At 29.0% G+C, this 21,561-nt stretch carries 21 protein-coding genes and 2 pseudogenes; 3 read left to right on the forward strand and 20 right to left on the reverse strand.

What is annotated here, in order from left to right; all coding sequences use genetic code 11:
• Positions 1 to 109: 109 nt before the first annotated feature.
• From ACM55H_RS13105 to ACM55H_RS13140, 8 genes are all read right to left on the reverse strand, one after another.
• Positions 110 to 1,318: an ImmA/IrrE family metallo-endopeptidase gene (locus ACM55H_RS13105; RefSeq protein ID WP_416836910.1), complete on the reverse strand. Its 1,209-nt coding sequence runs from the start codon at positions 1,316 to 1,318 to the stop codon at positions 110 to 112.
• Positions 1,319 to 1,474: 156 nt separating this feature from the next.
• Complete coding sequence (locus ACM55H_RS13110; RefSeq protein ID WP_416836911.1) at positions 1,475 to 2,173, reverse strand: hypothetical protein; 699 nt, start codon at positions 2,171 to 2,173, stop codon at positions 1,475 to 1,477.
• Between the two features lie 160 nt (positions 2,174 to 2,333).
• Positions 2,334 to 2,942 (reverse strand): hypothetical protein, encoded by a 609-nt coding sequence (locus ACM55H_RS13115; protein ID WP_416836912.1) that lies wholly within the window; start codon positions 2,940 to 2,942, stop codon positions 2,334 to 2,336.
• 144 nt (positions 2,943 to 3,086) lie between these two features.
• The gene (locus tag ACM55H_RS13120) at positions 3,087 to 4,079 is read right to left on the reverse strand and encodes a PDDEXK family nuclease (protein WP_416836913.1); all 993 of its coding nucleotides are present in this window, start codon (positions 4,077 to 4,079) and stop codon (positions 3,087 to 3,089) included.
• A 133-nt stretch (positions 4,080 to 4,212) separates the two neighbouring features.
• Positions 4,213 to 5,112 (reverse strand): hypothetical protein, encoded by a 900-nt coding sequence (locus ACM55H_RS13125; RefSeq protein ID WP_416836914.1) that lies wholly within the window; start codon positions 5,110 to 5,112, stop codon positions 4,213 to 4,215.
• Positions 5,113 to 5,277: 165 nt separating this feature from the next.
• Complete coding sequence (locus tag ACM55H_RS13130; RefSeq protein ID WP_416836915.1) at positions 5,278 to 5,514, reverse strand: helix-turn-helix domain-containing protein; 237 nt, start codon at positions 5,512 to 5,514, stop codon at positions 5,278 to 5,280.
• Between the two features lie 430 nt (positions 5,515 to 5,944).
• Positions 5,945 to 6,337, reverse strand: coding sequence for a hypothetical protein (locus ACM55H_RS13135; protein ID WP_416836916.1), 393 nt, complete (start codon positions 6,335 to 6,337; stop codon positions 5,945 to 5,947).
• A gap of 39 nt (positions 6,338 to 6,376) precedes the next feature.
• On the reverse strand, positions 6,377 to 6,655 hold the full coding sequence (locus ACM55H_RS13140) for a helix-turn-helix transcriptional regulator (RefSeq protein WP_416836917.1): 279 nt from the start codon (positions 6,653 to 6,655) through the stop codon (positions 6,377 to 6,379).
• A gap of 143 nt (positions 6,656 to 6,798) precedes the next feature.
• Here ACM55H_RS13140 and ACM55H_RS13145 point away from each other — a divergent pair, with 143 nt between their 5' ends.
• Together ACM55H_RS13145 and ACM55H_RS13150 are read left to right on the forward strand one after the other, a co-directional pair.
• Positions 6,799 to 7,089, forward strand: coding sequence for a hypothetical protein (locus ACM55H_RS13145; RefSeq protein WP_416836918.1), 291 nt, complete (start codon positions 6,799 to 6,801; stop codon positions 7,087 to 7,089).
• A gap of 148 nt (positions 7,090 to 7,237) precedes the next feature.
• Complete coding sequence (locus ACM55H_RS13150) at positions 7,238 to 7,873, forward strand: recombinase family protein (protein ID WP_416836919.1); 636 nt, start codon at positions 7,238 to 7,240, stop codon at positions 7,871 to 7,873.
• Between the two features lie 161 nt (positions 7,874 to 8,034).
• Here the strand turns inward: ACM55H_RS13150 and ACM55H_RS13155 are convergent, their stop codons facing one another.
• The 4 genes from ACM55H_RS13155 to ACM55H_RS13170 all read right to left on the reverse strand — a co-directional run bounded on the left by ACM55H_RS13155 (position 8,035) and on the right by ACM55H_RS13170 (position 12,324).
• Complete coding sequence (locus tag ACM55H_RS13155; protein ID WP_416836920.1) at positions 8,035 to 9,327, reverse strand: hypothetical protein; 1,293 nt, start codon at positions 9,325 to 9,327, stop codon at positions 8,035 to 8,037.
• Positions 9,320 to 10,702, reverse strand: coding sequence for a CFI-box-CTERM domain-containing protein (locus ACM55H_RS13160; protein ID WP_416836921.1), 1,383 nt, complete (start codon positions 10,700 to 10,702; stop codon positions 9,320 to 9,322). The genes ACM55H_RS13155 and ACM55H_RS13160 overlap by 8 nt, the downstream gene beginning before the upstream one ends.
• A gap of 18 nt (positions 10,703 to 10,720) precedes the next feature.
• Positions 10,721 to 10,879 (reverse strand): hypothetical protein, encoded by a 159-nt coding sequence (locus ACM55H_RS13165; RefSeq protein ID WP_416836922.1) that lies wholly within the window; start codon positions 10,877 to 10,879, stop codon positions 10,721 to 10,723.
• Between the two features lie 353 nt (positions 10,880 to 11,232).
• On the reverse strand, positions 11,233 to 12,324 hold the full coding sequence (locus ACM55H_RS13170) for an SPFH domain-containing protein (RefSeq protein ID WP_416836923.1): 1,092 nt from the start codon (positions 12,322 to 12,324) through the stop codon (positions 11,233 to 11,235).
• A gap of 190 nt (positions 12,325 to 12,514) precedes the next feature.
• Between ACM55H_RS13170 and ACM55H_RS13175 the strand changes: the two genes are divergently transcribed.
• Positions 12,515 to 12,730 (forward strand): helix-turn-helix transcriptional regulator, encoded by a 216-nt coding sequence (locus tag ACM55H_RS13175; RefSeq protein ID WP_315193446.1) that lies wholly within the window; start codon positions 12,515 to 12,517, stop codon positions 12,728 to 12,730.
• Positions 12,731 to 12,882: 152 nt separating this feature from the next.
• Here ACM55H_RS13175 and ACM55H_RS13180 read toward each other — a convergent pair whose 3' ends face one another.
• The 8 genes and pseudogenes from ACM55H_RS13180 to ACM55H_RS13215 form a co-directional block, all read right to left on the reverse strand.
• A complete protein-coding gene (locus ACM55H_RS13180) occupies positions 12,883 to 13,455 on the reverse strand; it encodes a hypothetical protein (protein ID WP_416836924.1) in 573 nt (190 codons plus the stop codon).
• Between the two features lie 110 nt (positions 13,456 to 13,565).
• Positions 13,566 to 16,589: a sensor histidine kinase gene (locus tag ACM55H_RS13185; protein ID WP_416836925.1), complete on the reverse strand. Its 3,024-nt coding sequence runs from the start codon at positions 16,587 to 16,589 to the stop codon at positions 13,566 to 13,568.
• Positions 16,567 to 17,322: a LytR/AlgR family response regulator transcription factor gene (locus ACM55H_RS13190; protein WP_416836926.1), complete on the reverse strand. Its 756-nt coding sequence runs from the start codon at positions 17,320 to 17,322 to the stop codon at positions 16,567 to 16,569. Before ACM55H_RS13190 ends, ACM55H_RS13185 begins: the two co-directional genes overlap by 23 nt.
• An 86-nt stretch (positions 17,323 to 17,408) precedes the next feature.
• Positions 17,409 to 17,528 (reverse strand): annotated as a pseudogene (locus ACM55H_RS13195) (DUF2400 family protein); the annotation flags it as partial.
• 110 nt (positions 17,529 to 17,638) lie between these two features.
• A complete protein-coding gene (locus tag ACM55H_RS13200; protein ID WP_416836927.1) occupies positions 17,639 to 18,427 on the reverse strand; it encodes a hypothetical protein in 789 nt (262 codons plus the stop codon).
• Between the two features lie 6 nt (positions 18,428 to 18,433).
• Positions 18,434 to 19,126, reverse strand: coding sequence for a hypothetical protein (locus ACM55H_RS13205; protein WP_416836928.1), 693 nt, complete (start codon positions 19,124 to 19,126; stop codon positions 18,434 to 18,436).
• A gap of 154 nt (positions 19,127 to 19,280) precedes the next feature.
• Positions 19,281 to 21,197: a recombinase family protein gene (locus ACM55H_RS13210; RefSeq protein ID WP_416836929.1), complete on the reverse strand. Its 1,917-nt coding sequence runs from the start codon at positions 21,195 to 21,197 to the stop codon at positions 19,281 to 19,283.
• A 44-nt stretch (positions 21,198 to 21,241) separates the two neighbouring features.
• Positions 21,242 to 21,559, reverse strand: a pseudogene (locus ACM55H_RS13215) (tRNA-dihydrouridine synthase); the annotation flags it as partial.
• Between the last annotated feature and the right edge of the window lie 2 nt (positions 21,560 to 21,561).

Here is a 21,561-nt window from a genome sequence, read left to right on the forward strand (position 1 = left end):
TAAAATAATAATTTATTTTTCGGTTAAACACAATCTATCAAATACAAAACAATCTTTAAATTAAGCCTAATACCCAAATCTCGTAAACAGCTATTAGCAGAAGTGCTTATCATTTAAGATTTTCAATTAACTTTCTGTATGAAAATCTTGTTGTATCTTTCAATAAACTTGTATCAATAAGTTTTAAGCGTACAGCTTCTTTAGATGTATTAAATTTTATACTTATTTCTGAAATTAGATTATGAGCAAGAATCTGATTAACTGGTTGCTTATCTAAGTAAATATAATTTTTTGATATGTTATTTTGAATAAAAAATTTCATTACTTCCAAAAGAAAACTTTCTGTCGGCAATAAAAGATAACTAGCAAATATGTTAGCTTGAATTTCTATTCTTCTTGTATTTAAATCTGAAATATTACTGTTAAGAGATAGGGTATATTCATAATCTTCTTTATCAATTTTATTATCAAATAAGTTTTTATGTAATACTAAATGACCGATTTCGTGACATAAAGTAAATCTGAACCTATGTACTTCGAGTGTAGAATCAATAGTTATTCTCAAGGGATTAAATTCGATTTTCCCCATTAAAGGATGAATTCTCTCTACTTTGATTTCTATCGGGTATTTTTCTGAAATAAATTGAATTAACTTTTCTGTATCTAGTGCTGAGTCAGTTATAATGTCATATTTTAAAAGTCTGTCAGCAATAGATTTGATATGTTCTAGAGTTAAATATTTAACTTTTAAGAATTTGTCTTTATGAGTGTAGAAATCAATTGCATTTATTTGTAATAAAAAATCTGCAACATTATTACATACTTTATTTTCAATTTTAGTCAAAAATGGTTCTGTTGTATCATTCTCAAAGTCAATTGAACCGTATTCTTTTCTGTAATTTATCCAATCTAATTGGTTGTCAGTTTTTATTTTAAGTAATCCAATCTTTAACGATTTGGCAAAATTGATTGTACTTTTAGCAAACCCTTTATTAGAAGCAATTATGCCTTTAGTATTATGTTTTCCAATTTGAGAAAGTTTAGAATCGAATTCTTCAATATCATCGATTGCAACATTTTTGTTTAAATATTTACATTCTATAATATGTAATAATGAATATTGCTCTGCATTTGGAAGAAAAGTTTCAATCGAGATGTCAGTTATTATTTCTCCTTTTCTATTTTCAGAATAGTACCCTCTTTTTTGATAAATTCGACTTCTTTTTCCAGGAACTGTGAATTCATCTTTTTCAAGTAATTCGTTTATAATAGCAAATACTTTATCTTCAAAATTATTTCCTGTTTTTGTTGTATTCATTAAACGATTGCTTTTAAAATTACTTCAACTAAGTTCTGGTTTATAATTAAAGGTGCGAGTTTTTTTATTATGTACAATTTTTTTTACAAGTACAAAATCAATTTCAAATTAATCCAAATATCCAAATCTCGTGTAGCTACTGGTAATAGTTTTTTATTATAATTTATTTCGTTTTATAAAATTATACCTAAATTCTAACCATTCAAATGACTCTTTTTTAAATGTTCTGCTAAACAATTCTTTTTTTACAATTTCTTCAAGTATATTTTCTATTTCTATTGTAAAAATTTTCATTATTGGAATTAAATCAACCTCTTCATAACTTTCTTTGCCTACAATTAAAATTCCATTTCCCCATTTATTCAATGATGATTGTGCTAATTTAAAAAAATCTATTTCTTTATTAGAGTTAGGCACGTTATAGCTTGTTGTATGTGACGCAATTTTATTTCTGGTTTCTATTATTTTGCTTAATTTTAACCTTCTAATTATTTCTTTTTGATTTTTTAAATTGAATAATTTCATTAAATCTATAACCGCACCTAATTGCAAATAATAAGCATTTAAAACACCATATAATCTTAAATACATTTCTCCTTGGTGCTTTGGTTTCGTTATTAAACCATTTTCAAAAACTTCATTTATTGCATATTGAGTATCTTCCAATAAATCTATACAACTTCTGTACAATTCAAAATCTGTTTGTTTTTCAAATTTCAGTTTTTTAGTTAACACTGCTTTGTATTCTTGTTCATTATTATAAGTTTTAACATTGGTATATCTTAAAATTCCTAGTAAGATTTCAGCATATATTTCAATTGTTGAAAGCTGTGATAAATATTCTTCGTCAGTCATTAATGTTTTTTTAGGTTTTTAAATTACAGAGTGCAGTTTAAAACTATATGAGATTTGGAATTTAAAAGATATTTTTGATTGTGCAATAGTTTATCAAATACAAAACCATCTTTAAATTTAGCATAATATCCAAATCCAGTGTACGGATGTTAACAAGTTTTTATATCAGTTTTTGCTCAATGAGGTCTTGCAAATCTTTTATCATTTTAATGCTTATTTGACCAGTCATGTCATTTTTATTGTAATAAATTAAATTCATACTGTCTAGTTTAAAAAGTATTTTGAAAATATTAGATGGGTCAAGTAAAATAAGTTCGTGATAGATTCTATTCCAAGATTTAAGATAATAAATTGCCTTTAAAAAATTTAACTCGTCCTTATCTAAACTCAACCACAACTTATATTTGAAAGCTAATTTCATCCAAACAATTTTTTTATCTTCTTCTGATAGATTTCTGCAAAAATAATTGGCTTTTTCTCGACAGGAACTACAAAAGTGGTGATAGTATTCGTTAGAAATTATTTGTCCTGCTCTTGTTCTATTCCTTACCGTTTCTATATTTTTCTTGTCACAAGCATTGCACTTTCCATAATCAATATAGGAATAAATATTTGATATTGAAGAACTTATTTCTTTTGGTGTTCTTTTATATTTTTCCGCTAAATCTTGGACATGGTATGTGAATTTTCCAGAAGTATTTTGCCAATATTCTTCTATCAGATTTTTTGGGAGTAAATTATCTTCATCTAAATCATAGAAAATATTCATGGTTATTCTGTTTAACGTAAACGTCAACCTTCTAATACTACTTATCATTTAGTATTAAAGAAGCGAGTTTATTCCATTATACCTAAATTTTATAAGTACTAAACCATCTTAAATTTAACCTCAAGCCCAAATCTAGTGTAGTTGTTAGTTGCTGTGCATTTTTATTTTTTTACTCAAATAGTCAAGTGTTAATGGTTCGGTATAATTAATTTCTATTAATGTAATACCGAGTTGTGAGCAAAGTTGTCTTTTCCTTTCATCCCGCTTTTGCATGTTCTCAAAGGCTTTATCTCCTCCCCAAGCTTTTATTGGGTAAAAATGCTGTTGTCCTTGATACTCAAAAGCGATTTTTTTTTCGGGCAAAAAAATATCCAATTCTAAATTTTCAAGCCAATCGGGTCTTATGTTCCGTTCTATTATACACAAAGGAAAAACATTAGACACTAAGTGAAATAAAATTGTTTCGCTAACCCAACCTTCTCCAATTTTTCTAAATCCAAATTCTGTCCTTGTAGTGTTTTCAGGTAATCTTTTTAATTCTTTAGAATATTTAATTGCTAATTCTCTTTCCTCTTCATTATTAAAAGTAGGATTGTCAGCAATCAATTTTTTTGAAAGTTTTAGTTTTTCAATAATTTCAGGAGGGCAAACATTATCAATAAACTTAAAATTATTAAAACCAAGTTTTAAGGATGCTAATTGGATATACCAACCATAATATTGTTTAAAGTTGCCTCCATACATTTCGTGACACCATCTTAAAGTTGGTGTTGCCATATTACAACGGTGACAAAGTTTTGGAAGAAATTTAAAAATATCATTAATGTAACTTTTAGGTTTTATTTTGTTTTTTAATGAATTTGGGAATGGTACTTGCCAAGGAGTGTGGGTAATTTCTTTTTTGTCGTCTGAAAGAGATTCTGATAATTCAAAATAATTTATTACTGCTTGTTCCGTACACGAACAAAGATATTGTTGACTATTTCGTTTTTCAGAAAAAGAAATAAATGTTCCGTAATGTTCAGGATAATGAACATAAGGAAATGGTAAGCTTTCCAATTGTGTTGGTGAGCGTAAAGCAACTTCTGGAAGCTCAATGATATGATAAGCTATATTTCTAGTCGTTTTGTTCTTCATTTTGCATTGCAACTTACGTAAGATTTGGGGTTAAAGATGCGAGATTTTTCCATTAGCCCCAAATTTTCAAGTACAAAATTATCTTTAAGTTAAGTTTAAAATCGTAATCTCTACAAACTACTGTCGTGTATAGTTATTTAATTTTATTCACACTTATCACTCTGTCTTGAACTGCCATAAAATTTACAAACGAGATAAAATAGATTGATTCAAAAGTTGTATTATCAAATTTCTCTGTTAATGCTTTAATTATGTATTTCTCGGTATTCATAAATTGTCTTTCATCTCCCCAAATAATTAGGATTTCCGAATTTCCATTATTCTTGTCGTTATAAACTTTTTCTGCTGTTTCGTTAATGTCTTCCTCACAAATTAAGATATCATCAAATCCATAATCTATATACACGTTATTGTTTCCAAAGAAATTTGATTTATTATCTTGAGGAATAGGGTATAAGTTGAAATCTTCTGCAATTTCTTTAAATTCAGTTTTATTTAGATAAAAATTCAAATATTCATTTTTTGAAGTTAACACTTCAATGTTTTCAGAGATTTTATTTGCAATTTCTTTCGCTAATTTTTTGTATTTTTTTGTTGGAGATTTGGGGACTTCATCACTATCCCAAGGTGTACTAATTTGAATATTAATCTTTATTGGTGGCTCATAGGTGTCACTAATAAATTTGGAAAGTTTCTCGCAAATTCTTTTTGCTTGGTTAAACCTCGACAAATATTCACGTAATACAAATTGAGTTACTTGTATTCCGTAAACTTTACCATCTAAATGGATTAATAAATCTGGATTTTTATGGTCGTCCTTTGCATTATGGGAAAAGTAAAGAACTTTTCTTTTTTCCACTTCTCGAAGATATTTAATAAATAAATGTCCGATTAAATTCTCTACTTCTTCAGTATCTTTTTCATTTACCCATTTTGGTTGATTTTCTAAAGCTCCATTTAAAGAAAAAGGGAGTTTAAATCTTCCAGTCAGTTGAGTTTTTCTTTTATTCAGATTTTTATTCAGTTTAAGCATCGAAGTTTTGATTGGTATAATTACACACAACTGGTTAATTAATGCGACTCTTTAAGTTGTATAGACCTAAAAACATGTAAATATGTGAAAGTTTGTATGGATATCTTCCTTTCAAAAATAAAAAAAATAATCTTACAAATTATTAAATATATATAGAATGATTCTTTATTTTTTACCCTCTAATATTTTAAGACTCATTACCAGTAGTTCTTTAGCTTCTTCAATTTCCATTTGAGAAACTGATGTTTCTTTAGTTGGTACAAACATTTCTCGAATGTCAACATTTAAGGCTTCTGCTATTTGAAGTAACAAATGTATTATAGGTAAATTCTTTTCCGAGTTAATATTACTTATTGTAGTTATTGACACTCCAGCTTTACTTGCCAAATCTTCACAGCTCATTCCATTTATTCTGAATGCTATAATTTAGAGATAAATGCAATTTGTATAGAGTTACAAACGTCAGAAATGATTAACTGCTGTTTATATTCAGATGAAGTCAAACCTAATCCGTGGCACATGCATCAATTTCTATTAAATTCAGAAGGGAGCGAAAAAGTATGTTTGAAATTATATAAATAATTACACTCCAGAATTGAAAGGTAGTTATTCAATTAAAAATGTTTTGCCAGCATTAGTTCCTGAACTCTCCTACCAAAATTTAGAAATAAAAGAAGGGTGGTACTGCAAGTTCTATATTTACTCAAATGGACTAGAAGAATACCCATCGAATTTCAAATCATTCCTTATTAAACTTTCAGTATTAACCAGTGGTAAAATTTTTGAATAGAAAACAAACTTATAACGGACACAACTGTGTACATTTATTTCTTTAAAAGTTGAAATTTTCAGCGAGTTTGTCATATTTAAAACCTGCTAACCCTTCCTGAATAATTTGTTTAACTGATTTCTCAATTTGTTCTTCACCAAACCAACTTACAACTAGTCTGCTACCATCATATTGATTTTCGGTATCATCAATTGAGTCCGATTCTAAAAATGCAGAATAAATGACTGGTTTTAATGTGTCTTTTGAAACGTAGTCATTACTAGTAAAATGAAAAATAGATTTACGATGACCTTTTGTTAATGAATTTATGTAATCAGACAAGATTTTGGTATTAATAACTTCGTTTGGTGACCCAATTATTAGACCACTATAGGTGTGTTCAAATTGAAATTTTTCAATTATTAGTTCTCTTTTACCAATTTTAATATTTTCCATAAAGTGCTTTAATTATAAATATCTGATAATTTTTAATACTTACATTTTTCCTTTTAAAATACCAAGTCCTTTTTCAATTAATACCTTAGCTTCATCCACTTCCAATTGAGTTATAGAAGTTCCTCTGGTTGGAATAAACAATTCCCTAATATCAACATCGAGAGCTTCAGCTATCTTTAATAAGAGTTGAATCGTTGGTAAATTCTTTTCCCTTGAGATATTTGATATAGTTGTTGGTGACACATCAACTCTTGAAGATAGTTCATCCCTTGACATTCCCTTTAATGCCATTATTTCCTTTAATCGTAGTACAGCCATTTTAATATTTTTTACAAATATAGAAAATAAATCAAGTAAGACTTAATTTATTTAATGAAATATCAAACAAAACTTGTTTTATAATCAAATATTACTTTACTTTGTAGTATATTAATCAAGTATTACTTTACAACCTAAACAATATGGAAATCGCTAAAACAATCATTGAACAAATTAAATTTGCGGACAAATGGGCTTTAATGGCTTATGGTTCTTCAAACTTTATGGCATTACCAGAATCTAAGGAATATCAAGGAGGGCTACAATTCCAATGTTCAGGTTTCAAACACAAAGGAACTGTTAGAATCCAATTAAAATGGATTGATACTTATACTATATCATTCATCAGTAAAAAAGGAGAAATCATAAAAGAAGTAAATGATGTGTATTGCGATATGCTTGTAGATATTCTGGATTGGATTGAAGGCAAATAGCTTTCAATCCTGTGCAAAATTAGGTTATAGTCATACAGTTCACATTATAAAAATTTATTACTCACTAATATCAACTAAATAAACTGTGCAAAATACACCATCCTAAAAATGCACACTTTTTCCAAATTTCACACTAAATAATCCAATTATGAAAAAAGCTAGATACATTCGCCAAAGTACGGCTCAACAATCTAACCTGCGCCAGCTGGCTAAAGCCCATCCAGATGAAATATTATTTATTGATACTATAAGCGGTTCAATTCCATTTGCAGAAAGACCAGCTGGAAAAAAACTTACTGAAGCAATTGAGGCTGGAGAAGTGAATTACGTTTCATTCCATGCAATCGATAGAGCGGGAAGGTCAACTATCAATGTTTTACAGACACTTAAATTTTTCTTTGATATGGGGGTAATCGTTAAAATTGATAATTTAGGTCTTGAATCTATGATTAACGGTAAAGCAAATCCAGTTTTTAACTTAATTACTACAATCCTTTCGGAGCTTTCAAGTTTGGAAAAATCTTCTCTTCTTGAAAGACAAAAAGAGGGTATTGCACAAGGTCGTCTTCGTGGAGTTTATAAAGGGAGATTAGCTGGAACAAATGATTCACCAGAAGAAACACTAGCAAAACACAATAGAGTTGTTAAGGTTATAAAATCAAATACTACAATGTCACTTAGAGACATGGCAAAACTGGCAAGCGATAAAAGCAAAGGTTATAATGTATCGCCAAACACCGTAAAAAAGGTAAAAGATTTGATGTTGAATCTTTCAATCATTTGAATTCACTACCCCCTCCAGTTACTTCCCCTGGGGGGAGGGGGTGGTATATCGTTCAAAGTGGGGGTACGATGGTGTTCGCCAAATTTTTTTTTCAGATTTTTTGCAAAATATTATTTTAAAGGACTAATTATCAAAAATATTTTTTTGGGAAACATTGATAATTAAAACTTACTTATAAAAATTGCCATTGGAACCCTATAATCTCTTGAAGTCGTCCAAAATGAATTATCTGATGATGTGTAACCCAAAAAATTACCATTTTTAGAACCATCTAATAAACACCAGTATTTACCATCCTTTAATAGATTATCATTTTTATTAGCAAAAATCATTTCTAATTCTTCTGATTCTGGTAAATACCAATCATCAAACCCATCATTAATATACTCTTCACTTGATTGTTTAGCCATATCCCATGTAAACCCATCTTCATTTTCTATAGTATTTGTACGTATCAAACCATGTTTTTTATCATAATCTAAATGAAATATGATACCTCCATGGTAATATCCTCCTAATAAAATTTTGTTATTAACTTCACTAGATTCTGAATTTTCATCAGAAACCACATCATCAATTAATTCAAAATCAGATTCCAGCATCCACATCCAACCATTATGCTCTTGACTGTCATTATAAACATATATAAAACCATTTTTCCTATTGCTATAGTTTATAATCATACCTTTTGATTCCCTTTTAAAGTAATAAGAGGTTCTGTTATTAATATTTGGTTCAAAATAAAAATATACTTTTTCAACATTCAATTTAGCCTTTGGTAAAGTATCATTAAGAGATGAAACAAATTCAACCTCACTTATTTGTTTTTCGTTGTTTACTTCTTCCACATTATTGCTTAATGTATCTACCTCTACAGTGCTTTTATTGTCAACATTTATTTCATTATGATTTTTTGTAGAAATCGAATAAAACCCCAAACCAATTATAATTAGTAGAAATCCAAGTATTATCAATTTCTTGATGTTTGATTGTGTATGATTTTTATTTATTGAATATTCTGTTTCATTAAATAATTCCGAATCTGCAATAAAAATCAAAGCTAATAATGTTCCAACTCCATTAATGATGTAGAAATATATTGCAAATTTTTCTCCAAAAAGCCCCTCATTGAAAGCCCCGTCCGAACTATTGTATCCAAATAATAAATAACCAGAAATCCAGTTTTTATAAACATCTATAAAGAAATATAATAAAGCTAAAACAGAACCTATTCCCGCATAATATCTTTTGGATTTTACCATCGAAAAGCCAAGTAATGCTATCCATAATGGTAGCGTTAATATTAAACAAAATACAATGAAAATAACAACCCCAACAGCTAGGATTGCTCCTAACGCACCACCTCCGCTATCGGCTCTTGGTACAAACTTCCAATGTCCTCTTTCAAAAAATGAACCTTTGACCCATATAGCATCATATTTTTTATTACTCATAATTATTTTTTAAAAAACGAGATAAATAAACTAATGGCTTGACAATAAAAATGTAACTGATTTTTTTTAATAAAAAACTTTTTTCAATAACCTTAGCTACTTTTGAACCATAATGATAGTACCATTTAACAAAATTATCTCCCCAACTTTTTGCTAAAATCCAATTATCTCTAAAATTTCTTAATTCCATAACAATAGGATGGTCATAAGAACCCATAGTTGCTGTTGCAATAAAACATCCTGTTTTTTTATAACCGAACCCTAATCCCCAACATGAATCTTCCTTGACGAAACCAATTTGAATAAGGCTTTTGGGTATCATTACATTTTCATTTACATAAATTGTGAAATATGTAAGTTCAGAATTTGCTTTGTTAAAAATTTGGTTAAAATTTATTTTACTCATAGAATTATAATCAAAATTGTCACATCCTCTTAGATGTATAGTTACATTGGATATTTTTACATCATAAAAACGCTCAATTGCCTTATCGGTAAATTCTTTTAAGTTTTTATTATTATCAAAAGTAAGTCTTAGTGTAGCACCACTTAATCCACTTCTGAATTTAGGTAAATCATCTATTAATGTTAAACTATTATTAGCAAAATTAATTTCATTACAACTAAATTTAGAAAGACTTTTTAATGTGTTTATTCTATTATTTGTAAAGTTAATTTTTCCAATTTTATATAATTCATCATTCGAGTATAAGTCAATAATTTCTTCTAAATTCTCAATCTCTTTATTATGATAATTAAGTATAAAAGTTTTTTCCAAAGAATCATGAATCAACTCAGCCTTCGTTTTGGTTAATAACAAAAATTTGAAGTTTGAATAAAATATTTTTTGTTTAGCATTAATTTTTTTTTCGATAGGATTGCCTGCCAAATTAACTTTAGCAATATTTTGTAAAAAACTATCACTTTCGGGTAATTCAAAAATTTCGTTATTTGATAAATCAAGAAATTTTAGTGATTTAAAACGCTCTATCCCTTCTAAATTAGTTATTTTGTTATCCTTTAGAATTAATTTTGTTATTTCTGACAACTCATTATCTGTAAACCATGAAGAAACCTCGTTTAATGATTTAATTTCTCTATTAATTAAAGAAAGTTCACCACCATAATCAATAATAGTATCTACTTCTTTATATTTTTTTAAATCGCCAGATTTTGAATATTTCGGTTCAAATTCTTGTCCTATTTTCCGTTTTGATACACTAGGTTTCGTTTTGATACTACTTTCATTATTTATCGTATTCGTTTTTGTTATAGTTTGTATAGAGTTCCCGCAAAACGCACAAAACATTGAATTTTTACCGTAAGGTAATTGATTTGAAGCACCGCATGAATTGCAATTAATTATTTCACTCATAATTTTAAAATTATTTTGTTAACGATTTAACTCTTCCATTCTTCTTATTAACTCCTTAACTTCTTCTTTCCATTTTTCAGTTCCAATTTTTGAGGCGCATTCTGAAATTACATTCATTTGCTGATTTTCATTAAGTTCTAATAAAATTTCTTGAATTCTTTCTACAGCTGTTTTCATGAGTTTTTTTGATTAATTGTGAATATATTTTTCGATATTATAAAAAATGCTATTTCAATAAAAAGGATTATAATAAAACCGATAAAATATAAGTTGTTTTTTATTTCAGGTGGACTTAAAACGGCTAAAACATAAGATACAAAACCTAAAACGGGGAAAATAATAGATAAGCTTACCTTGAATCCACTACTTAGTTGACTGTTTGCTAGATTGTAAATCAGCAATGTATTAATCAGTATTACAACATCAGAAGACATCCAATTTAAAAAAGGATAATAGGATAAAATAACACCAACCAATGAGTTAACGACAATTAGAAGAAATCCGAAATAAAATATTAGTTTATTCATAATTTACAAGATGGGTGGAGGTGTTTGACTAAAAAGAATTTTTAATTCATCAAAATCAGTTATTAATTTCCAATTGTCTATACCTTGTCTCCAAACCATAGTTTGTCTAGTGATTTCACCATGACTAATCATAGTTTTTATTAGATTAATATCATTTATTGGAGTTGACTGATTATCAATTAAAAAATGAAATTGGATAGGAGGTGGAGGTGGAGAGGAATTAGTATTTAAGTTACTAGATATGGAGTTCATCTGGCTTCCTAGTCCTGAACCAAGCCCTAGTCCTAATCCAGCACCCATTAAATTTCCAGAAACTCCACCCTCATTTTGAGCTACTTTATCTAAAACATCAAAACTTCTATCCATTTGATAAAGCTCTTTTCCTGCAATTTTTACTTTTGCAACAAGGTCTTTAGCTTCTTTTAGTTTTTCTATACTCTTGTCATTTTCGGGTACATTAATAGACAGGAAATAAAAATTAACTAATTCTAAACCAAATCGTTTAAATTCTTCTGCAATTTTGTCTTGACAGTATAAAGACAATTCTTCCAAGTAAACATTAATTTCTAAAATTGATATACTATCTAAAACTAATTTCTTTGATATTAAACTAGTTAGCGATGAAATGATTTTGCCTTTAAAATACTCTTGAATTTTGTCAGCTGAATAAGACGGTAAATTTCCTGTTAGATTTTCTAAAAATACCCTTGGATTACCAATTTTAAAACCATATTGTCCAAAAGCCCTAACTGGTATAATGATTCCATATTTTGGGTCTTCCAACAATATAGGCGAAGTTGTTCCCCATTTATTATCTAGTTTTGTTAGCAAATTAACAAACCATATTTCTGCTTGAAAAGGAGATTTGTCCCCAAAAGGAAGATTAATTATTTTATTAAGTAAAGGGATGTTCTCTGTTTTTATGGTGTGAGTTCCATTAGTAAACTCATCAAATATTTCTCCTCCCTTAATAAAAAAAGCATGTTGGGCTGGGTTTACAACTATTTGTGTACCTATTCGTAAATCAACCGATGGGAATTTCCAAACAAATTGATTCTCCTCTGCTTGATACTTAACTACATCTATTATTGCCATATTCAAAAATTTCAAATCAAACCTACATTAAAAAATCTCCTCAAAAATTTACATTTAGTTACCGTATAGATTCTACGATTTAACGTTAGGTTTTAAAGTTTCCACAAACATAATTTAAAATTTTAATTAACATATTATAGTATGTTAAAAAAATTAAGCATTATCCTCAAATTGGCTTGAAATAGAAGCTATGGATAATACTTGTGAATTAAAGCGGTTGGGATTGCGTATTAAGCAATTGAGGACGGCTCGTGGATTGTCGCAAGCAAAACTTGGTTTGAGTATTTTAAAAGACCAACAATCTATTCACAAAGTCGAAGCGGGAGAATTCAATCCTACATATCTCTATCTTCTTGAAATAAGCAAAGGACTTGACATAACTTTAAGTGAATTACTTGACTTTTGAAAACACTTCTGAAGTTTTGTTTTCTATATAATGTTAAAGTTTTGGGTGTTTTTTCCCTTGCAAGAAACTAGTAAAAGCAAAAAAAAGAGCATTACTTAAATTAGTAACACTCTTTTTTTTATTAAATCTTTGTGTATATTAAAATAAAAAAATTACGGAACAGCCGTAAATGTACCATTTGTAATATTGAATATTTTCTCTACTATTTTAGTACCGTTACAGTAGCCCAATGGATATCCACCGTCATTGGTTAAATTACTTATACTGAATTCTCCTTTTAAAACTGTTCCGTCAAAACTTGTTATTTTTACTTTACCAGATGTTCCACTTTTGCTCCATAAATTCACCTCTTTATAACAGAGTGCTGGGTCATTTAGCGGTATAAATGCAGCCATGTTATCTGTGTATAAATCGTAAGTTTTATTTACAGCTAATACATTATCAGTCGTTCTAATTTCCAAATTAAGTATTTCTAAAAAATCACAAGGAACTCCTTTTATTTTTGGTGATGTAACTATTATAAACTCATTGACATTCGTAGATGTGGTAGTCCTTTTTTCCCAATACATTTCAGAAATTGCGGAATCATGCTCGTATTGTGCATTATTTAGTGTAAAGCTTAATGACGATTTTGTGGAATTATTTGTATTTGAATCTGAATCATCCTTTGAACAAGACAAAAAAGTCATTAAAAGAATGGATAAGAGTAGAAATTTTTTTTTCATTTTTATTTTGTTTTATATGTTAATGTTTTTTCAAAAATACACCTAACAAAAAAGAAAGAAATAAAGAATTAGTTTCCGTAAAGATTTTATGATTAACCGTTGAGAATTAGTCAATTTTGAAGTTTCAAAACTACTGTAGTCCCTTCATTTGGATTTGAAGAAATAGATATTGGATTCTCATTATCCTCTTGAAATAAAGTAATTCGTTCTTTGGCTAAATCAATTCCTTTTGAAGCATGAAGTTTATTTAGATTTCGGGACTGCATTCCTTTTCCGTTATCAATAATTTTACAAAAGAGGTAATTGTCACTTTGTGTAAATGATAGTACCAATTTTGGATTTACAGAATGAGAATCAAAGGCATGAACAAATACATTTTCGATAAAGGGCTGAATCAGCATTGGAGGAATTTCTGTTTCAAACAAATCCAGTTCTTCATCAATAATCAACTCAAATTCAACTTGATTTTTAAAACGCATATTTTCTAGTTTAATATACGACTGCAAGTATTCAATTTCATTGGACAATGCAATTCGTTGAGCCGATGAATTATTAAGTGTTTGACGAATTATTTTTGAAAACTCTCCCATATACATTAACGCATCATCGGTGTTATTATCGATGATATAGTTCTGAATAGAATTCATAGCGTTAAAGATAAAATGAGGGTTCATTTGGCTTTGTAACGCTTCCATTTTGGTTTCAGCTAGACGTTTTTGAACTTCTGATTTTGCACGTTCCTCGCTTTTAATTTTTTGAATACGATTCCTGTAAATCAAGTACACACAAAGGCAAATCAAAATAAAACTACTTAACAAAAACCACCATGTTTTCCAGAAAGGAGGTGTAATTTGAATCTTCAAAATATCTTTTGAAGATACTGCTCCAGAAAATAAATCTTTAATCTCTAATCTTATTTTATAGTTTCCATTTGGCAAATAGGTAAGATTAACATTTTTATCTTTTGTCCATTTGCTCCAATTCGAATTTGTTAATCCTACTACTCTGTAGCGGTATTCTAACTTATTTGGATATTGAGCATTTTGAGGTTCGAAGCCTATTGATATTGTATTTCTGTTATATGGAAGTATAATACGGTCAGAATCATAACCAAACCATTTAAAATGATTTTGATTGATTGCTTCAAAATTGACATCTATTCCCGTAATTTTAATATTTCGAGCTGTGTTTTGTGTAGAAATATAATTTTTAAAATCAAAATCATAATAACCGTCTTGCGTTCCCATTGTCAAAACTGTCCCATTAATATTTGAAGAAGTAAAAGTCTTAGCTACCAATCCTTGTTCCTTATCAATTAAACGAACTGTACCATTTTTATAGACATTCAGTCCTTTTTCTGTCCCAATAAACAAACAGTCTTTGTAACATTCTAAAAATGAAATTGAATTTCCAATTAATTGTTTACGGTCGATTTTCTTGATTATTTTGAATCCTTTTGAAACATCTATAATAAAAACATCTCCAAATGAATTTGCAATTACAAGTTCTTTTTTATTATTGATTTTGGCTTGAACAAGTTCTTTCTCGTTCCAAATTTTATTAAAGCAATAGGAATAAGGTTTATCGTTTTGAAAAGTATATAATCCTCCAGATGATGAAAACATATAATGCTTACCATTTAAAGGCAAAATCGAAAAGACATCTCTTGGAGTATTTTCGTCTGTTAATTCATATATTTCGAAACCTTTATTGTCTTTATAATCATCTGACTTATAGAATTTACCGTAAGCTATTTGGTAAATTATTTTATTGGAGTTTATAAAGCCAAAAGCACTAACAGAAAATGGATAATATATCTTTATTAGTCCTTCATTGTTTATTCCAAACAATCCAATCGTAGAATTTACCCATATAACGGAATTAATTACTTGAACATCTTTTAATTCCAAATCTTTCAATCTTTTTTCATTAAGATTTACATTTTGGTCAAAATTCTGATAAACATCATTTCTTCGAAGCCAATTACGCATAAAATCACAAAACATTGATTTCGTGATTTCTTTAGTGATTTTTTCTCCCTTTAAAAAAAGCAATCCGTCATCATGTAGAATGAGATTTTGATTTTGCTTATTTTTGAGACTTACAACATTTAATTTTGTTTTTTTATAAAACGAAGCTGGATAATATTTGATTTGTTCTTTTAAATCAATCTTATACAAACCTTTATTATTTGTCCCTACATAAAGATTATCTGTTTGGGAATCGTAATACAGACTCCAAACCTCTGAAGTTTCAACTCCGAACTCATTGTTGAGATTGATGATTTTATTGTTGACAGTTTTAAAGATTCCTCCAGTAGCAAAATTAATTGCATTGGCAGCTAAATAAGTGACACCTCTTTTATCGGTTGCAAAATTCCAGAAAATACTACTCCCAAAATTGATATTGGAATCTTTATCCGCTAAGTAATCTTTAATGCTAATTTTACTTATAGCTTTATTAATCCCATCTCCACGACAAATAAACAGACTATCGTTTTTCTTATGAAGTGAAAATATATCAGGTTGCTTGTGATTTATAAGCTTTATACTTTTTGTTGCTAAATCAATTCTCCAAAAACCATCATTAAAAGTCCCAAAATAGATTTTAGAATTTATCTCAACAAAATCCATAACTTGAAATAAATTCCTGCAACCTACAATTTTCTTGCTAAAAATAATTTTATGCGTTTTAATATCTAAGACAGAAATTCCAAACTCCGTTCCTACATAAAGAAGATTTTTTTGGATAAACAATCTCCTTATTTTATCCTGAATAAGTCCATTTTTATGATTTATGGCACTGAACTTTTTACCATCATAAAAGGTCAAACCACCACGATGACTGCCAAACCACATATTGTGATTACTATCTTCTACAATAGCCCAACAACTATTATGCGCTAATCCGTCTGAAGTAAAATAATTCTTTACTCCTCCGTTTTGAATAGCTGATAATCCATTTGCTGTTCCGACCCAAAGAATGCCTCGACTGTCTTTGTATATGGAATAAATACTATTATTTGGCAGTCCATCAATTGTAGAAAAATTGGTTGACGGAAATTGTTGAGCAAAAGCTATCTCAACAAAAAGAAGTACAATAAGCAGTATTTTATTTCTTTTGAATAATAGCATTTATAAAATCTTCTTTTTTTCTAACTGATACTGGTAATGTTTCTCCATTGCATAGTTCTACAAGAAGTTCATTCGTTTTATTAAATCGAGTAACGTAATTAAGATTTACTAAATAGGATTTATGGATTCTTTGAAAAATAGAACTTGGAAGTAGTTCTTCAATATATTTTAAAGTTTTAGATAAGACAAGATTTCTACCATCTAAACAAACAATTTTACAATAATTACTATCAGCTTCACAATAAAGAATGGAGTTAGTCTTAAGCAACTCAAATCCGTTTTCCGTTGGTAATGCTATCCTGTTAAACTCCGAGCCACCAGTATCAATATTCTCTAAAAGCAACCTTAATTTTTCTTCTTGTGATGCCTTATTTTGTTTGTCATCATATTTTTTAATGGTTTCCAACAAATCAATATAATTGATAGGTTTTAACAAATAATCCAATGCACTACATTTTATAGCATCAATGGCAAATTCCGAATGTGCTGTAGTGAAAATCACTTCAAACTGAACTTTATTCAACTCTTTAAAAAGTTGAAAACCATTTTTGTTTGGCATCTGAACATCGAGAAAAACTAATTCTGGATTATACTTTTCAATAGAAACAATAGCTTCATCAACACTTTCGCATTTATCAAGAATTAGAAATTTATCAGGAAAGTAGCGAGTTAAAAGTTTTTCTAAAAACTCTCTAGCGTTGTATTCATCGTCAATTATAATGGTTCTAATCATTTTATAAATGTAGAAATATTTAGGAGAATCACATTGGATAAATTAGTATTCGTATGATTATTGAAATTTAACGAAAATAAGTTTTGTTAAAAACCTTCAAAAATACCTAACCCAAATAAAGCAAAATCATATTTTACTGGGTCTGCTGGGTCTAATAATCGTAATGAGTTATCGAGTTCATATAATGCTTTTCCTTTTTGTTTTCTTGATTATTCATAAACAAGTCGATTTTGTTTCAACTTATTTCAGGACGGGACAAATTTAAAATAAAAGGCTATCGTAATTGATAGCCTTATTTGTTCTTATGTGGTATTTATTATTTTTGTGCTTGTTTTCGATATGCTTGCAGTTCTTCATACTTTGGTTTAACCAGTATATCATATTGTTCCTGAGTTAGTACACCTGTTAATCTGTGCGGGTTTAAGTCAATATCGTGATATGCATCTGATTCTTGCCACATAGAATAAAAACCGTTAGCAGGGTTCAGATTATTTTTAGAGTTTTCGTTATGCGAATTTACAAGCTGTTCCAGTTCGTTTTTAGTGAAAAGCAACAAAGCCATTTGACCCTCGTTTGGTGCGGGTAAAATAACGCTAACAAAAGTTAGTCCTTGCGCTTTTGCTTCGTCATTGTTTGGGTTGTATTCAATCCATTGACCCTCTTTTAAAACTTCAATTTTAATCCAATTTTCTTTTTTGATTGGTTTAAGACTACCGTACCACTCCAAAGGATTACCGCCCATATGAACACCTGTAACTTCCATTTGTTTTGCAAATGTCAAATCCATATTAGCAAGGTGTTTTACTTTACTCCAAGCATTTAAACCAACTGCTTTTACTTCAATCCTAGCACATCCAAGCCAATCTTTGTGTTCTTGGAATGTCAAATGCTGGTAATCGCCTTTATCGTTAGCTTTACCTTTGGTTGCTGTATGTTCCCAAAACGGATTAGTTGAAACCCATGCACACGCTTTTTCGTTTGGTGCTTTTACTGATGGTTCAGCAAGTTTAATTTCGCCACTTTCAATAATTTCTTTTATTCTGTATTCGGGTGTGTAATGAAAGTATTGCGGTTTAGCAGACATTGTGTATTTGTTTGGACGCATAAAATATTATTTTGTTAACTCTCCAATAAAACTTTGGTTTAAGTTGGATGCACCTTGTAATTTTTCCCAACCCAATTCATCAGGATTTTCCAAAGAATCCAAATAAACCCTTGCAATTGCAACCTTTTCAATATCTGGATTTTCTATTATTGAATCATAATCAATAACATCAACGATACCCACATTTTTATTTGAATTGATATAATTGGCAATTTCACCCTCTTCTGTATTGGCAACTTTTAAATTTAACTTATACCATCTTTTTTCGTATCTGACAGCTATAAAATTGATTTCTTTTTCAAAAAATGCACATAGGTTAACAAGTACATTATCATCAATAACATTCACTATTCCAATTGGATTTTGACCATAAAAAACACCATAATACAATTCACCTATTTTGGTGTTTCTAGTTTCAACCTTTTTGATTTCCTCCAATGAATTTTCCAACTCCATAAGTATTTCGTCCAAATCATCTTCGCTTAAGATTTCATTTTCAAATACTGATAACGTACTGATAATGTCAAAAATAAACTGGTATTGCTCATTGTAATATTTATCTTTATTCTTATTGATTGGCACAATGTCTTCACAAATAAAATCAGGATTTGTTTCTTGTGTGTGGTCAGCGTTTTCAATGTAATTTTGAAATTCTGTAATTGCAACTGTAAGTGTTTCTTTTTGTTGTTGTAGTGTCATAGTATTATTTTTTAAGTTGTTTATAATTAATTGATTTTGTTGATGCAAATATTATTTAAATATTTTTTTTATCAGCTATTGTTTATTTAAAATGAATTTATTCACACACACGCACCAATTTAAAACTCAAGCATCATTATAAGAAATATCTTGGTTATTTTTGAATAGGATAAGTATCTTCAATTAGTACTTGATTCTTTGCTGGTACTTGATGAATTATCTGTTTAGGTTTGTCAAACATCGATATGCCATTTTCGACTGTGCCATGATACATTTCAATTTGTTCATCATACTTTTCGACAATATTGTTGTACTCGTTTAATATATCTTCTGTTGGTATTAATAGAATATTATCTTTATAAACTGGGTCGTTGCTCATATTAATGATTAAACCATATTCCATTTTTCGATTAGATATTATTTTTGGGTCACGGTATGCTGATACATTGATAATTGTTTTAATAGTTTGCAATAGTATGCTTCCGTTTAATCTGTAATATATAGTTATTAATGTGTGTGTCTTGTTGATGGTGTTGACTATTATCTTATCAATATACTGTTTAAATATGGCTGTTAGTTCGTGTCTGTTTGTTTTTGCTTGTTCAATCATATTAGAACTAAATTCAACTACATTAAAATTATTAATCAGTTTCTTTTTATCCAGTATGTTTTTCTTTAGTGTTTCAATTCTTGCCTCAATCAATTCACGTGCTGATGATAGCGTTTGTTCTTTTATTTGGAATTGTTGAAGTATAAATTTATTTGTTGATGCTGTAGTTATGTTTATAAGGTTTTTGATTTCATTTTCATTGTTTGATAGTGAAGCATTTTCAAGAATTAATTGTTGTTCTAATAATTCCAAATCTTGATTTGCTTGTTTTAGTATGTTGTTTGGTGAATCAAGGTACTTAAGCATTTCAGTGCTATTAATCAATTGATTATAAATGATACTTTCAACTAATGAAATGTTCAGGCTCTTATTTCCACAACTAGTTAAATTTGCTTTTGTACTATAACATTTATACGCTTTCATGTCCTTAATTTTCGTTCCGTATGTTGCAACATACTTACGACCACAACAACCGCAATACATTAAATCTTTAAGCAAAAATTCATAAGTCGTGATGATATTCTTTGTGTTTTTATTTAGTCTTATATCAGTACATTCATCAAATAAATCTTCATCAATTATTGCTGGACAAGTAAATGTAATATCTTTAAATGTACGTTTACCTTTGTAGGTTTCATTCATTAGTATTTGTCTAACAACTTGTTCATCCCATTGTGTGTTTTGATTTTTGTAACCACGTTGAATGATTTGTTCACTTGCTTTAACTTCATCAAATAAGGTATTGTCATTCAAAATTGAATGTTCCTTCTTTGCTTTTTTAATCAGGTTATTTAGTTCTGCTGTATTGCTTCGGGTTGGTGTACCTTGTTGATTCAGCATCTTTGCAATAACTTGTGTACCATGATTGTTTTTGTATAGTTCAAAGATTTGTTTGACAATGATTGATTCAGTTGTATCAATTACAAACTTTTTATTTATATCACTTGTGTAACCGTAGGCTTGATTGTTTCCCGATACTTTTCCTTCTTGTGTTACTCTTTGCATTTTACCACGTGTCATACGTAGTTTCATCTGCTTTGCTTCAATATCAGCAAACTCAATTGCTATTGATAACATAATTGATACAAGATTGTTTTCAGTTCCATCGGGATGGAATGTAAACATTTGTTGTGAGTTTATATATAAGTTTAGTTTGATTCGACTAAACTTGAGTAGTAATTCTTTTGCAATTGCTGGTTTGCGTGAAAGCCTAGAGATTTCAGAAATGTAACAACATTTATAGTAAGTTGGGTCTTTTTCTAGTTGTTTAAGAAGACGGTCTAGTTCGGGGCGGTCATCTGTTTCTTTGTAACCGCTGACTTTTTCAGCGTATGTATCAATATTGTCTTCATCATAACCATGCTGTTTGATTATTTTTGTTAACTCGGTAATTTGGGATTGATAATCTTGGTTTTCACCTTGATTGCTTGAAACACGTGCATATATACAAACTCTTTCCATATTATTGATAATTTGATAGAGTAAAAGTAGTCCGTATTTATTGCAATTCCAAATTTGGTAACCATAGGATACGGGCATCCTAAATTCCAGTTTAATTCTTTGTATCCCAATTCTCGAACATATTTGGCTACAAATAAAAACTCATCGGCATCGTTTGTTATAACTTGTGGAATTACCTCTACACCAACATTGTTTTCAGGAAGTAAGTCACGTTCATAGGATGGCTTAATGACAAGCTTTCCGTTTAAACGGATGTAAGGAGAGTAATAGGTGTCGATTCCTCCAAACAATTTGTTTTGGGCATTTCTAAAACGAAAATCGGTAAATCCTTGTAAAGGAGATGAGAGTAAGGTATAGTCCATGA

The sequence above is a fragment of the Flavobacterium cryoconiti genome (genome assembly GCF_048158645.1).
GTDB lineage: Bacteria > Bacteroidota > Bacteroidia > Flavobacteriales > Flavobacteriaceae > Flavobacterium > Flavobacterium cryoconiti.